A 12745-nucleotide genomic window follows, 5' to 3' on the forward strand; every position below is an offset into this window, starting at 1 on the left:
CATTGAAGCCTCATTGCAGGGGCTGGCGCCCTCCTGTCAGGGGGCTGGCGCCGGCTGGCCTTAAAATTCTGGTCCGATGGCGAAGTGCAGGCGGAAATTATCGTCCTCGTCATCGAAGGGATGCGCGATATCAAAACGTATCGGCCCCACCGGAGAGATCCATCTCACACCCACCCCAGCGCTCTTCTTGAGGTCATTGGGCCACCACTCCGAAAACGCATCGCCAATGTCGACAAAGGTGGCCCCCCACCACTTGCCGGTGATCCGGCGCTGGGCCTCGACGCTGGCGGTAAATTCGTGCTGCCCGCCTTCCAGGTCGCCGTTCTCATCCTCCGGGGACAGGGATTCGTAGCTGTAACCACGCACGCTGGTGTCGCCACCGGTAAAGAAGCGCAGTGATGGCGGGATCTTGTCGAAATCATCGGTGTTGATCGCGCCTACGCCCAGACGGCCGATAAAGCGGTTGTCGTCACCCAGCTTGCGAATCCAGGCGGTGTCACCGGTCATGCGAAAGAATTCCGCGTCCGACCCCCAGGACTCATGAGAATACTGCAGCTCCAGGTTCTGGCGGTCGCCCCAGGTCGGAAACTGGGGATTGCGAGTGCGCACCCGGGACCATTTCACCCCGGGGTACAACAGCAGCACCTGATCGGACTGCTCACCCTGGGTGAAGTCCTCATAGGTGGTACGCACGTAGATCGTCTGTTCCCAGTCGTTTTCAAAGACCCAGTGGCGCCCGAAGTCCACGGTGCTCTCGAAACTCTCGGTATCCTCGATATCCTGATTACGCAGACCGTACTGCAGCCGATAGCTGTCATTGAGCGGGTCTTCCAGGGGAATGCGATAGGTACCGCTGAACTGCTGGTCGGGTGCAGACAGATAGACCTGGTTGTCCCAGCTATGCCCGTAGCGGTTGACCCACGGTTGCTCCCAGGAAAACTGAAGCCGGGGCCCTACATCCGTGGCAAAGCCGACACCCGCCTCAAACTGATGTCGATCAGCGGGGGTAACGGTGACATCCACTGGCATTGTGGGTAGCGCAGGCGGATAGAGGGAAAGTGCGCTGGCCAAGGCTTTTCGGCTAATCCGGGGACCAGAGAACGGTGCCGGGATCTCGCTCACATCAACCGAGTACCACCAGCCATCGTGCTCCGGCAGAGCAAGACTGCCTTTCTGGCGCTCCAGCCGGGGGCGAACCGTCAGCGAGCCGAACCACTCGGTCGAGCTCAGTCGGTTGTTCAGTTCGGCCACATCGCTGGCCAGGTAGGGATCACCGTAGTCAAAGGGGACCAGATTGCGCAGGCGATCTTCGACGATGTGACTGCCTTTGATGTAGACATTACCGAAGCGATAGCGAGGGCCGCTGTCCATGCCCAGGTAAATGCGTGCACTATCCGCCCAGGGGCGTATCTCCATACGTTCATCAGTAAACTGCCAGTCGAAGTACCCGCGCTCGATGGTCAGCCCCTGAAGTCGGCTTTTGAGGCTGTCATAGGGAGCATGCTCGAGGATGTCCCCGAGCTCTTGCGGGTAGGCGTCGATCGCCAGTTGGAAGGGCGCATCGTCCTTCGCGTCCCCTTCCAACGTGAAGTCGATGACCTCAAGGCGCACCGGATCTCCCTTGTCGATGGTCAGGAAGACTTCCTGTGGCTCTTCATCACGATCGAAGCGCATCTCGATGGACGGCTCATAGTAGCCGTACACCCTCATGGCTTCCTGGGTCAGGCGCGCCACTTCGTTGCGCAGGCGTTCGACGCGGTACTGGCTGCCATCCAGCCCCTCGAGGTAGACCTCGACGTTGTCAGCGATTCGTCCTTCGATACCCTGGACCTCGGCATCCATGGCGAACGTCGGCAGTGCCACCAGCAGCAGCAGGCCCGGTCCCAAGGCAACAGCACCCAGTCTCCGGCGAGCGGGAGCACGATGTTCCATCATGTTGTAGCGTTCCTGACGTGGGTACTGGATCAACGCAGCGCTTCCAGTTGTGCGCTGAAGGCGAGTTGAGCTTGGCGCAGGTCGCGCAGATCGGCGGCCAGCGACGCCATATTGTCTTCCATGGCGTCGATTCGCTGTCCGATCCTGGCCTCCAGCGCCTGCTGCTCTTCGGCCACATCTTGGCGTGATTGGCGCAAGCCTTCAACGTCACGCGTCACCTCGGACAGGCGATTTTCAGCGATTTCTACCCGTGGCAGCATCTCGCCGAGACGAGTATCCAGTCGGCTGACCACTTCATCTACCCGGGTAGTGACGGACGCCAGCCGTCCAGCAAATGACTCGCGGGCGTCGTCGAACCTGTCCATGCGCGCCTCGAGGGCACCTCTGGCGCTGTCGCCGGCCCGTTCTACCGCTGCCAGTGACGAGCGGGCCGATGCCAGGGTGTCGCTGAGAGTGGACAGCCTCTCGTCTAGATCCTGCAAAGTTTCTGCGTTCACTTCCTGGCGGTCCAGCGATGCCTGTGCCTGTTCGGCAAGTGCGTTCTCCACTCCAGCAAGGCCTTCCCCTAGCCGTTGGTCGAGAGCCTCATTGGCGCTCTCCAACCCATCCAGGCGGCGCTCGAACTCTGCTATCAGGTCGCCCTCCCCTTGTTCGGCCTGGAAGCGAGCGTGAACGTTGGAGAGTTCTCCGCGCAGACGGTTCAATTCCTGATCAAGCCGCTGGCGTTCCTGCCACAACCACCAGCTACCCGCCGCCAGGCCACCTACGACCAACAGCATCAGCAGCCACAAAGGCCACAGCCTGGGCGCTGGTGCTTGCCGATAACGGGTAGCGGACACGCTTTCGCCCGGATCCGGCACGATACTGCCCGGGCGTCCGATGTCTGGGGGGTGAGCCATAGGGGTCTCCTGATCTGCATGAGGAGCTGGCGCGAACACAACCTGTAGCGATCCGAGAACCGTACGTCACGTCGCTGGCAGCCAACAGTTGGCTGATAGTGTAAGGTTTTTTACCACCATTACGCACGGCGCTGCGCGCTTCTCTGCTGTCAACATGCTATTGACGCCGCTATTGGACCCCGTGGCAAGACCTGTTCAGGAGCTATCATGTCCTTCGAATTACCCGCACTACCCTACGACAGCCATCTATTGGAGCCTCGGCTTGCCAAGAGCTGGATCGAACACCGCTACATGGGCGATCATCTCGATCATCTGCGGGTTCTCAACCGCTGGGCGGCCGTGCAAGGGCAAGCAGCGCTGTCACTTGACGACGGGCTGCGAGCGGCCAGTGAAGAGGTGCGTCATCACGCTCAGGAGGCGTGGAACCTGACCCTGTTCTGGCACTGCCTGACACCGCGCCCGGAGCCTTTGGTGGAGCCACTGGCGACGATGATTCAGCGTCAGTACGGGAGTGTCGAGGGAATGAAGGAGGCCTGCATCAGGACATTGGGCAAGGCCGGAGAGAGCGCCGCTTGGGTGTGGGTTCTGCGTCAGGACGATTCCCTTGTCATCGCCACCACCGGGACAGGTGAGCCTATGACGACACAGGGTGAACCCCTTTTGGTACTGGACGTCCTGGGCGACAGTGAGGCGCTGGAGCGGCTGTGGCCTCTGATCAATTGGCCGTTTGCCGCTCGCAACGCTCAGGATTGAGGAAGACTCAACAGACGGGGTCTGCACGCCTGCCGATGCCGCGGTAATGGAAGCCCTGCCCCGCGACATACGCGGGGTCAAAGATGTTGCGCCCGTCGAGGATAAGCTTCTCGTTCAGGCGCTGGTGCAGGAGCTGCCAATCCGGGTTCCAGTAAGCCTTCCACTCGGTCACCAGCAACAGCGCATCTACCTGCTGACAGGCGTCGAGGGGGTCTCCATAGTGCAGTGTCAGCAGCGGATGATCACCCACCGCTGCCTGCACCTCCGGCAGCGCTGCCGGGTCGTGCAGATGCACGTGTACGCCCTGGGCCCACAGGGCACGCAGCAGCGTCAGCACGGGAGCGTGATCGATCCGCGCCGTGCCGGGCTTGAAGGCGGCGCCCCAGATCGCCACACGGCGGCCTTCCAGACGACCCTGAAAATGGGTCCACAGCTTGCGGAACAACGTCTCTTTCTTGTGCTCGTTGATCTCGAGGACCTGATCGAGCAATTCAGAGTGGCGACCGCTGGCCGACTGTACATCTGCCAGCCCCACCAGATCGCGGCTGAAATTGGGACCGCCAAAACCGCAGCCCGGGTACAGGTACTCATAGCCAATACGGGGGTCTGCCCCCATGCCCTGGCGCACGTACTCGACGTCGACACCAAGGGTGTCCGCCAGTCCGGCCATCTCGTTCATATAGCTGATCCGCGTCGCCAACATGCCGTTGATGGCGAGCTTGGTCAGCTCGGCGGCGCGCCGAGGCATGCGCTTGAACACCTCATGCCGACGGTTGAACGCCCGCATCAGTTCACGGACCTGGCGCTCTGCACGATCATCGTCGCAGCCCAGCAGCCAGCTTCTTGCCCGAGTGAAGGTGTCCCAGGCGCGGCCTTCCTCAAGGGTGTCGGGCAACGCCACCGACATGACGTCCTTATCGGGCAGCAGCGCTTCGAAACGCTCGGTATCACCTACCGGGAAGGTAGCATTGTTGATAATCACCGCCCCGTTGGCCAACATCTCGGCCGCATCCTTGACCAGTCGTGCCGCCTCATCACGCTGGGTGGGCGACAGCGCAAGCCATAAGACGTCCACGGCGGCGTACGGCGGCGGGTCGTCGTGATCTACCTTGAGGTGCCCGGCCTCCATGGCCGCTGTCAGATGCGCGAGCACGGATGGCTCACGAGTGAGCCATCCGCTGTCCTTCAGCTCGTCCCAGCGGCGGTCCAGAGGACGCCAGACGACATCATGACCCACCCAGGACAAGGCAGCGGCGGCGGTGGCGGCTGACAGTTCACTTCCATGTATCACCACTTTCATGGCATCAGTCCTCGGCAGCGTAGCGTTTCAACAGCTCCGTGAAGCCCTCGCCATAGCGAGCATGTCGGCGACCGTAAGCCAGAATCGCCTCAAGATAACCGAGTTGATGACCGCAGTCATACGTCGTGCCCTGCATACGGTAGGCGTCAACGCCTTCAGCGTTGCGCAGCTCCTCGATAGCGTCTGTCAGCTGAATCTCATTGCCGGCGCCCGGCTTGGTGCGGGCCAGCATCGGAAAGATCCGTCCCGGGAGCAGGTAGCGACCGATCACAGAAAGGTTGGAAGGCGCTTCTTCCACCTTGGGCTTCTCTACCAGACCATCGAGCTGGCAGGATTCGCCCGGCTGGGGCGGTTCGCCCTTGGGTGCCACAATGCCGTACTTGTAGGTCAGCTCGCGGGGGACTTCCTCGACCATCAGCTGGGAGCGCCCGGTCTGTTCAAACGCCTCGATCATGCCGGCCAGGTCATTGCGGCTGAGACCATCGTCATCCACCAGCACGTCCGGCAGCAGCACCGCAAAGGGTTCGTCGTCGCCAATCACCGGGCGCGCGCATAGCACGGCGTGTCCCAGACCCAGCGGTTCGGGCTGGCGCACGCTGATGATATTGACGTCGGCTGGTACGATGGCCCGCAGCTCTTCGAGCAATTCGGTCTTGCCCTTGGCCTCAAGCCCGGCTTCCAGCTCGAAGTGCTTGTCAAAGTGGTTTTCAATGGCACTCTTGGTGCCATGAGTCACCAGGACGATGTCACGAATACCTGCCGCAACGGCCTCCTGGACCACGTATTGAATCACCGGGCGATCCACGATGGTGATCATTTCCTTGGGGATGGCCTTGGACGCAGGCAGGCAGCGGGTGCCAAAACCAGCGACAGGGAGAACGGCCTTGCGGATCATGGAGACTTCCTTCTTGTCGAAAACAGGAGGTTCTAGTGTCATCCATGGCGACGTGCACCATGGGACTTGGAACAGGGAATGCGTAGAATAGCGTATCAGACGAATGTGGTCCGCTGACATTGGCGGCTTGCCTTGGAGAACCTAATGAACATGTCCGATACCCCTTCCGCCAACGTTGACCACAGCGAGATCGACAAGTTCTCTGCGCTGGCGGATCGCTGGTGGGATCCCGAAGGGGAATTCAAGCCGCTGCATGCCATCAATCCGCTGCGCCTGGACTTTATCGACGCCAGGGTTGGGCTGGCTGGTCGCAAGGTCATCGATGTGGGCTGTGGCGGTGGCATCCTGGCTGAGGCCATGGCACGACGCGGTGCCCGAGTCACCGGAATTGACCTCGCCGACGCCTCGCTGGAGGTCGCTCGACAGCATGCCCGGGAGCACGACGTAGACGTCGACTACCGGCTGGTCAGCGTCGAGGATCTGGCGAGCGAAGCTCCAGCAAGTGCCGATGTCGTCACCTGCCTGGAGATGCTGGAGCATGTCCCCGATCCCGAAGCGATCATCCGGGCCTGCGCCTCACTGTTGAAGCCGGGTGGGCAACTGGTGCTGTCGACGATCAATCGCAACCCCAAGTCCTACGCCCTGGCCATCCTGGGAGCGGAATATCTGCTCAAGATGGTGCCCCGCGGAACCCATGACTATGCGCGCTTCATCCGTCCATCGGAACTGGCTCGCTGGTGCCGTGACGCTGGGCTCAAGGTCTGCGAACAGACAGGACTGGTCTACCATCCGGTAACCCGCCGCTTCTCGCTGTCTGCCGAGGATGTCTCGGTCAACTATCTGATGCATTGCCGTAAGGAGGTGGCATGAGTCAGTCATCGCCCCAGGCCCTGCTGTTTGATCTCGATGGCACCCTGGTCGATACGGCGCCTGATCTGGCGATGGCCACCAATCGACTGCGCCAACTGCATGGTCAGGAGGCGCTGCCCTACCCACGCATCCGCGCTCAAGTCTCCAATGGCGGCAGTGCACTGGTGACCCTCGCCCTGGGACTGGAACCGTCGCATCCTGATCACGCCGCAGCACGCCAGACATTGCTCGACTTCTACGCGGAAGCTGTCGCCGACCACAGCCAGGTGTTTCCGCCCCTCGACCGCCTGTTATTGCACTGGAGCGATCGCTCGCGTCCCTGGGGCATCGTCACCAACAAGCCGCGCCTGTACGCCGAGCCCTTGGTCGAGGCGCTGGGACTGCAGCCTGGAGCCTTGCTGTGTGCCGATGACCTACCCCACAAGAAGCCCCATCCGGAACCATTGCTCGAGGCAGCACGGCGCCTGTCAGTGGCCCCGCAGGAGTGCTGGTATCTGGGCGACCACGTGCGCGACATGCAAGCCGCCAGAGCGGCCGGCATGACCGCTATCGCAGTGGGATATGGCTATATCGCAGAGGAAGACGACATTCGGCAGTGGCCAGCGGATCGCTGGTTCGACACTGCTGAGGCGGTCGTGGAAGCGCTCAGCCTGCCCTGACACGACGGCAGTGGAAAGACCGACTACGGCCAAGCCGTCGTCACTAAGCTCAGGTCCACGCTGCCATTGCCTTGCATCTTGCACCACCTGAGGCAGCTCAAGGCAATGGCAGTAAGTCACACTCAACGCTTTGGTGGTTGAGCGTCGAAGGCCTGACCGTTGCAGCCCCTGCTATCCGGACCCATCAGCCACAGGTAGGTTGGCATGATGTCTTCCGGTGTGCGCAGGGTCATCGGATCTTCTCCGGGATAAGCCCCTTTGCGCATGGCCGTGCGTGTCGCACCAGGGTTCAGCGTGTTGATCCTGAGCGTCCCGAGGTGCTCAATTTCTTCGGCCAGCACCTGCGAGAACCCTTCGGTGGCGAACTTTGACACCGAATAGGCTCCCCAGTAGGCCCGCCCTTTGCGACCGACGCTGGAGGAGGTAAAGATGACGGAGGCATCCTGGGACTGGGTCAGCAATGGTAACAGGGCCTGGGTCATCCAGATCGGCCCTTGCAGGTTGACCTGCATCACCTGCTCCCAGAGCTCAGGATTGTACTGCTCGAAGGGTGTGATCTTGCCCAGGAGCCCGGCGTTGTGCAGGATGCCGTCGAGACGACCGAACTCCTTGTTCAACGCCTCAGCCATGTCGTGATAGTCCTTGAGCGTTGCCCCCTCGAAGTTCAGCGGGAAGATTGCCGGCTGTGGTCCCCCCGACGCTTCTATCTCGTCATACACCTTCTCAAGCTTGGACGTGGTGCGACCCAGCAGAATCACGGTAGCACCATGGCGAGCGTATTCGATCGCGGCAACTCGACCAATACCGTCTCCGGCGCCGGTTACCAGAACGATGCGATCGCTAAGCAAGTCACTGGGCGCTTGATAGTCGATCTTGCAGGCGGTCTCATGGTCACTCATGGCGATTCCTCGATCAGGCCCCGCTCTGGCGCATGTAGTCATCGGCCAGCGATGCGGCATTGCTATCAGGATAGTCTTCCTGCACCGACTTCAGCAGCGCATGTCCCGCATCCGTATCCCCCTGGCGCGCTTTCAGCAGTCCCAGCTTGTACATCGCATCGGGAACCTTGCTGCTGTCGGGGAATCTCTCCAGCACGGTGTCAAAGGCCTTTTCGGCATCGCCAAACGACGATTGGGCCGAATGCAACTCACCCAGCCAGTAGTAGGCATTGCCGGTCAGACTGCTGTCGGGATAGCGATCCACGAAGGTATCGAAATCACTGATGGCTTGATCGAAATTGCGTGACTGGACCTTGGAGAAAGCGGCCTGATACGCCTCGCGAGCCTGGTCACTCGCGCCGCTTCCCGCTTGCTGGGATGAGTTACTGGTCGAGTCGCCCTTCGGCTCGGAAGTGTCGGCAGCGGCCGCTGAGGATGAGGCTTGCGGCGCCTGGGCAGGCAGCTCGCTGAGGCGCTGATCCAGGTCCATGTACTGCTGGCGGCTCTGCTGCTTCAGCTGATCAAGCTGATAGCGCAACTCCTCGATCTGCCCGCGCAGCTCTCTCAGCTCCCGTTGGTGCTGTTCGACCTGGTTGAACAAGGCCAGGTTACCGCTGGCTTGGGCCTGGGTGGCCGTCTGATCATAAAAGCTGTTGCTGCCTCCAAGATCCCTGACAACCGGTTGCTGGGCCAGCGCTGGTGACATGATGGCGGGTACTATGACGGACAACGGGAGCACCAAGGCTCCCGCGCCGCACAGTCCCTTAAGACTGTGTCTCATTGACTTCTCCCACGTCCGACGTCAGTGACCTTTAGTAAGCAAAGACCACGCGGCGGTTCTGTGCAAAGGCATCCTCGTTGCTACCGCGAGCCGCCGGGCGCTCTTCACCGTAGCTGACGACTTCCACCTGGGACGGATTGACGCCTTGCAGGCGCAGGTAGCGCTCGACAGATCCGGCACGACGCTCACCCAGTGCCAGGTTGTATTCGCGGGTACCACGCTCGTCGGTGTGGCCCTGCAACACGACAGAGGCATTCGGATTGCGGCTGAGGTACTGAGCGTGGGCATTGACCACTGACTCGAACTCAGGGCGAATCGCGTCGCTGTCATAGTTGAAGTAGATGGTGCGCACTTCAGGGATGCGTGCATCGGACATCTGGCCGGAGCCATCGGTGCCGTAGCCGCTTACCTGGCCGCTGCCTGCGGTGCCGGTGCCGACACCGGATCCGCCCATGGTGCCGGAACCACTTCCGGCGGCGCTGCCGTCCTGGGTGCCGCCAGTGCTGGAACAGCCGGCCAGCACGGCCAGGGAAGCGGCGATTGCCAGCGAACGGGCGTAGGGCTTCAGAAACATCGTGTCACTCTCCTTGCTTGATGCATCAAAGTCGATTCGTGGGCCGAGGCTACCAACGAATCAGTTGAGGAACGGGGACCAGGACGGCTCACGCACATCACCCTGGGCGGCTGGCAGGCGGAACTGCGCACGTCCATCGGCGGTGACCGCCCCCAGCACCCCCGTACTACCCTGCTGGGTGGCGAAGATTACCATGGTGCCATTGGGCGCGATACTGGGAGATTCAGCTTGTTGTGCATCGCTAATTTCCACCAGGCGCCCACTGTCCAGATCCTGCTTCGCCACCTGATAACCATTGTTGCCACGGTGGATCAAGAACAGCGTCTTGCCGTCCGGAGACAGGCGTCCACGAGCGTTGTAGCTACCGGTGTAGGTCAGACGCTCGGCGTTGCCGCCGTTGACGCTCTGACGATAGATCTGTGGACCTCCAGAGCGGTCAGAGGTAAAGATCAGGCTGCTGCCGTCGGGGCTCCAGGCCGGTTCGGTCTCGATGCTGCTGGAGTTGGTCACACGCTGCAGGTTACGAGAACCGATATCCATCACGTAGATTTCAGGCTGGCCATCGCGGGACAGCGCCATGGCCAGACGACGGCCATCCGGGGACCAGCTCGGCGCGCTATTGAGACCTTCAAAGTCGGTCAACTTGGCCCGCTGTCCGGTAGCCAGGTTCTGGACATAGATCGCCGGACGCTCGGTCTCGAAGGATACGTACGCCAGCTTGCCGCCGTCAGGAGACCAGGCCGGTGACATGATCGGCTCATCGGATGTCAGCACCTGCTGGCTGTTGCGACCGTCGGCATCCGCCACATAAAGACCATACTGGGTGTTATCACCCACGCCTTGGGACGTGACATAGGCAATACGGGTTGAAAACGCGCCGCGAATACCGGTGATCTCTTCGAAGATCTGGTCACTGATATAGTGGGCCGCCCCACGCAGGTCGGAGCTTGAGGCCGTCACAGTCTCTCCGAGCAGACGACTTTCGCCGCTGACGTCGAGCAGTTCGTAACGCACCTTGACCTGTCCACCTTCCTGGCTGGTGCTGCCTACGACCAGATAGCGGGAGTCCAGGCTACGCCAGTCGCCATAGGTGACGTCGTCACTGCTGGAGGGCTGGTTGAACATCGCCGAGCGGGGCAGAGGCTCGAAGTAGCCGCTGCGCTCCAGATCGTCGGAGACGACCTGGGCGATGTCCTCGGGCAAGCCACCGGCCTGATCAGCGAAGGGAACCACGGCGATGGGCGTGGCGCGCTCGTTACCCCGCGTAATATCGATGGTGAGGTCTGCAGAAGCCACGGGGCCAACCAGCCACAGCATGGCGCCGGTCACGACCGAAGCCAGTCCTTTGCAGAGCGTACGTCGATGACCACCGGATCGACGCTCTGTTCCTGCCCACCAACTCGCGTTCAATGCTCTCATCAGCGAATGTCTCCTGGTCTGAACCGCAGATTGAATTGACGATAGTCGCGTTGCACGCCGCTGGGAAGGTCCCGCAGCTCGGAAAATGGCGCGGCCGACTCCACCGCCTGAATCGCCGAATTATCAAAGGCGGCATCGCCACTGGAGCGACGGATGCTCACCGCGAACACTTCCCCGGAGGGACCAAGCCGAACTTCAACTTCGGCCGTGGTGCCATTGCCGACATTCGGCGGGATGACCCAGGCTTGCTCTACGGCACGTCGCACCAGTTGAATGAAGCCATTGGCGGCCTCGGCGCCCTGCTCGGCATTGGAGACGGCATCGGAATCGCCTTCGATAATGCGCTGCAACTGCCGCTCAGCCTCCTCCCGTGCCTGGCGCTCAGCCTCCTCCCGGGCCTTGCGTTCGGCTTCCTCTTTGGCCCTCTGCTCGGCTTCCTCTCTGGCCTTTCGCTCGGCTTCCTCGCGGGCCTGGCGCTCGGCTTCTTCTCTGGCCTTTTGCTCGGCCTCCTCGCGGGCCTGGCGCTCAGCGTCTTCTCTGGCCTTTTGCTCGGCTTCCTCGCGGGCCCGACGCTCGGCTTCCTCTCTGGCCTTGCGCTCGGCTTCTTCGCGGGCTTGGCGCTCAGCTTCTTCTCTGGCCTTTTGCTCGGCTTCCTCTCTTGCTTTCTGCTCGGCCTCCTCGCGGGCCTGGCGTTCGGCTTCCTGCTGACGAGCGGCCTCTTCCTGACGTCTGCGCTCGGCTTCCGCCTGGCGCTCCTGCTCGGCCTGCTCACGTGCCGCTTCACGCTCAGCCTCCTGCTGCGCCCGCTGCTGTTCGGCAGCTTCCGCTTCAGCCGCGCGACGCTCTGCTTCAGCACGTGCTTGCTCCGCCGCTTCCGCCTGGGCCTGCCGTTCAGCTTGTTCCTGAGCTTGCCGCTCCGCTTCCTGCTGCGCTGCACGTTCAGCCTCTTCCTGCGCCTTGCGTTCAGCCTCTTGCTCGGCTTGCCGCTCGGCGTCACGCTTGGCCTCTTCCTCTGCCTGGCGTTCCGCCGCACGGGTACGTGCCTCCGCAGCCTGCTGCGCCTGATCAGTCCGTGTTTCGGTGCTGATCAGCGTTGCCTGCACGATAGCGTTATTGGGCGTCTCAGGCTCGCTGGTCGGCCACTTGATCACGCTCAGGATGAGCAGCCCCAGGTGCAATGCCACGGCCAGCACTGTCGGCAGGCCGTAGCCGACGCTTCCGGCGCGCTTGCTGGTCGTTCGCCGTTGTGGTTTCGCCATGAGCTCTCCTAGCCTTCCTGGGGCGGGGGCTCGGAAATCAGCCCTACGTTGGCGACGCCAGCCACCTGCAGCGTGCTCATCAGGGTCACTATCTGGCCATATGCCACATTGCGGTCACCACGCACCATCACCGGCGTGCCGGGTTTGCGCTCCAGCAGAATAATGACGCGATCACTGAGCTCATCCAGGCTGACCTGCGTCTCGTCTCCACCAAGACTGATGAAATACTGGCCTTCCTTGTCGACCGACACGATGATCGGTTCGCTGTTCTCGACATCCTCGATCGGCTCAGACGTCACCTGTGGCAAATCGACCTTCACCCCCTGGGTCAGCATGGGTGCGGTAATCATGAAGATCACCAGCAGCACCAGCATGACGTCGATGAAGGGCACGACGTTGATTTCCCCCATGGGCTTGCTGCGCCCACGGCGATTGAAGGGTCCTAGCATGGAGGGTCTCCTTC

The 12745-nt window shown here is 61.7% G+C and carries 13 protein-coding genes; 3 read left to right on the forward strand and 10 right to left on the reverse strand.

From position 1 onward, the window contains the following. Positions 1-60: 60 nt before the first annotated feature. Both KUV45_RS06405 and KUV45_RS06410 read right to left on the reverse strand, forming a co-directional pair. A complete protein-coding gene (locus KUV45_RS06405; RefSeq protein WP_308126697.1) occupies positions 61-1935 on the reverse strand; it encodes an autotransporter assembly complex family protein in 1875 nt (624 codons plus the stop codon). 29 nt (positions 1936-1964) lie between these two features. Continuing rightward, positions 1965-2834 (reverse strand): hypothetical protein, encoded by an 870-nt coding sequence (locus tag KUV45_RS06410; protein ID WP_222163828.1) that lies wholly within the window; start codon positions 2832-2834, stop codon positions 1965-1967. A 207-nt stretch (positions 2835-3041) separates the two neighbouring features. Between KUV45_RS06410 and KUV45_RS06415 the strand changes: the two genes are divergently transcribed. Continuing rightward, positions 3042-3587 (forward strand): Fe-Mn family superoxide dismutase, encoded by a 546-nt coding sequence (locus KUV45_RS06415; protein WP_222163829.1) that lies wholly within the window; start codon positions 3042-3044, stop codon positions 3585-3587. A gap of 7 nt (positions 3588-3594) precedes the next feature. On the opposite strand, the gene KUV45_RS06420 is transcribed toward KUV45_RS06415, so the two are convergent. Both KUV45_RS06420 and galU read right to left on the reverse strand, forming a co-directional pair. After that, positions 3595-4887: a nucleotide sugar dehydrogenase gene (locus KUV45_RS06420; protein ID WP_206938684.1), complete on the reverse strand. Its 1293-nt coding sequence runs from the start codon at positions 4885-4887 to the stop codon at positions 3595-3597. Between the two features lie 4 nt (positions 4888-4891). Continuing rightward, complete coding sequence (galU, locus tag KUV45_RS06425; RefSeq protein WP_206938682.1) at positions 4892-5782, reverse strand: UTP--glucose-1-phosphate uridylyltransferase GalU; 891 nt, start codon at positions 5780-5782, stop codon at positions 4892-4894. 150 nt (positions 5783-5932) lie between these two features. Here galU and ubiG point away from each other — a divergent pair, with 150 nt between their 5' ends. After that, a complete protein-coding gene (gene ubiG, locus KUV45_RS06430) occupies positions 5933-6652 on the forward strand; it encodes a bifunctional 2-polyprenyl-6-hydroxyphenol methylase/3-demethylubiquinol 3-O-methyltransferase UbiG (RefSeq protein ID WP_374107020.1) in 720 nt (239 codons plus the stop codon). Beyond that, positions 6649-7311 (forward strand): HAD-IA family hydrolase, encoded by a 663-nt coding sequence (locus KUV45_RS06435; RefSeq protein ID WP_222163831.1) that lies wholly within the window; start codon positions 6649-6651, stop codon positions 7309-7311. The genes ubiG and KUV45_RS06435 overlap by 4 nt, the downstream gene beginning before the upstream one ends. Positions 7312-7433: 122 nt before the next feature. Here KUV45_RS06435 and KUV45_RS06440 read toward each other — a convergent pair whose 3' ends face one another. From KUV45_RS06440 to tolR, 6 genes are all read right to left on the reverse strand, one after another. Beyond that, complete coding sequence (locus KUV45_RS06440; RefSeq protein ID WP_222163832.1) at positions 7434-8210, reverse strand: YciK family oxidoreductase; 777 nt, start codon at positions 8208-8210, stop codon at positions 7434-7436. 13 nt (positions 8211-8223) lie between these two features. Continuing rightward, a complete protein-coding gene (ybgF, locus tag KUV45_RS06445; protein ID WP_206938674.1) occupies positions 8224-9030 on the reverse strand; it encodes a tol-pal system protein YbgF in 807 nt (268 codons plus the stop codon). A 31-nt stretch (positions 9031-9061) separates the two neighbouring features. Next, entirely contained in the window at positions 9062-9604 is a 543-nt protein-coding gene (pal, locus tag KUV45_RS06450) for a peptidoglycan-associated lipoprotein Pal (protein WP_206938672.1), read from the reverse strand. Positions 9605-9664: 60 nt separating this feature from the next. Then, a complete protein-coding gene (gene tolB, locus KUV45_RS06455; RefSeq protein WP_222163897.1) occupies positions 9665-10921 on the reverse strand; it encodes a Tol-Pal system beta propeller repeat protein TolB in 1257 nt (418 codons plus the stop codon). Between the two features lie 101 nt (positions 10922-11022). Beyond that, positions 11023-12282: a cell envelope integrity protein TolA gene (tolA, locus tag KUV45_RS06460; RefSeq protein ID WP_222163833.1), complete on the reverse strand. Its 1260-nt coding sequence runs from the start codon at positions 12280-12282 to the stop codon at positions 11023-11025. A gap of 8 nt (positions 12283-12290) precedes the next feature. Continuing rightward, on the reverse strand, positions 12291-12731 hold the full coding sequence (gene tolR, locus KUV45_RS06465; protein WP_206938666.1) for a protein TolR: 441 nt from the start codon (positions 12729-12731) through the stop codon (positions 12291-12293). Positions 12732-12745: the final 14 nt, after the last annotated feature.

Source organism: Halomonas sp. DP3Y7-2, assembly GCF_019800795.1.
Classification (GTDB): Bacteria; Pseudomonadota; Gammaproteobacteria; order Pseudomonadales; family Halomonadaceae; genus Halomonas; species Halomonas litopenaei_A.

What these genes read in the sequence shown, in the direction of transcription:
- pal (WP_206938672.1), bottom strand. Translation starts at nt 9,604, where the DNA reads ATGTTTCTGAAGCCCTACGCCCGTTCGCTGGCAATCGCCGCTTCCCTG.
- KUV45_RS06415 (WP_222163829.1), top strand. Translation starts at nt 3,042, where the DNA reads ATGTCCTTCGAATTACCCGCACTACCCTACGACAGCCATCTATTGGAG.
- KUV45_RS06410 (WP_222163828.1), bottom strand. Translation starts at nt 2,834, where the DNA reads ATGGCTCACCCCCCAGACATCGGACGCCCGGGCAGTATCGTGCCGGAT.
- tolB (WP_222163897.1), bottom strand. Translation starts at nt 10,921, where the DNA reads ATGCTGTGGCTGGTTGGCCCCGTGGCTTCTGCAGACCTCACCATCGAT.
- ubiG (WP_374107020.1), top strand. Translation starts at nt 5,933, where the DNA reads ATGTCCGATACCCCTTCCGCCAACGTTGACCACAGCGAGATCGACAAG.
- ybgF (WP_206938674.1), bottom strand. Translation starts at nt 9,030, where the DNA reads ATGAGACACAGTCTTAAGGGACTGTGCGGCGCGGGAGCCTTGGTGCTC.
- KUV45_RS06405 (WP_308126697.1), bottom strand. Translation starts at nt 1,935, where the DNA reads ATGATGGAACATCGTGCTCCCGCTCGCCGGAGACTGGGTGCTGTTGCC.
- KUV45_RS06440 (WP_222163832.1), bottom strand. Translation starts at nt 8,210, where the DNA reads ATGAGTGACCATGAGACCGCCTGCAAGATCGACTATCAAGCGCCCAGT.
- galU (WP_206938682.1), bottom strand. Translation starts at nt 5,782, where the DNA reads ATGATCCGCAAGGCCGTTCTCCCTGTCGCTGGTTTTGGCACCCGCTGC.
- tolA (WP_222163833.1), bottom strand. Translation starts at nt 12,282, where the DNA reads ATGGCGAAACCACAACGGCGAACGACCAGCAAGCGCGCCGGAAGCGTC.
- KUV45_RS06435 (WP_222163831.1), top strand. Translation starts at nt 6,649, where the DNA reads ATGAGTCAGTCATCGCCCCAGGCCCTGCTGTTTGATCTCGATGGCACC.
- KUV45_RS06420 (WP_206938684.1), bottom strand. Translation starts at nt 4,887, where the DNA reads ATGAAAGTGGTGATACATGGAAGTGAACTGTCAGCCGCCACCGCCGCC.
- tolR (WP_206938666.1), bottom strand. Translation starts at nt 12,731, where the DNA reads ATGCTAGGACCCTTCAATCGCCGTGGGCGCAGCAAGCCCATGGGGGAA.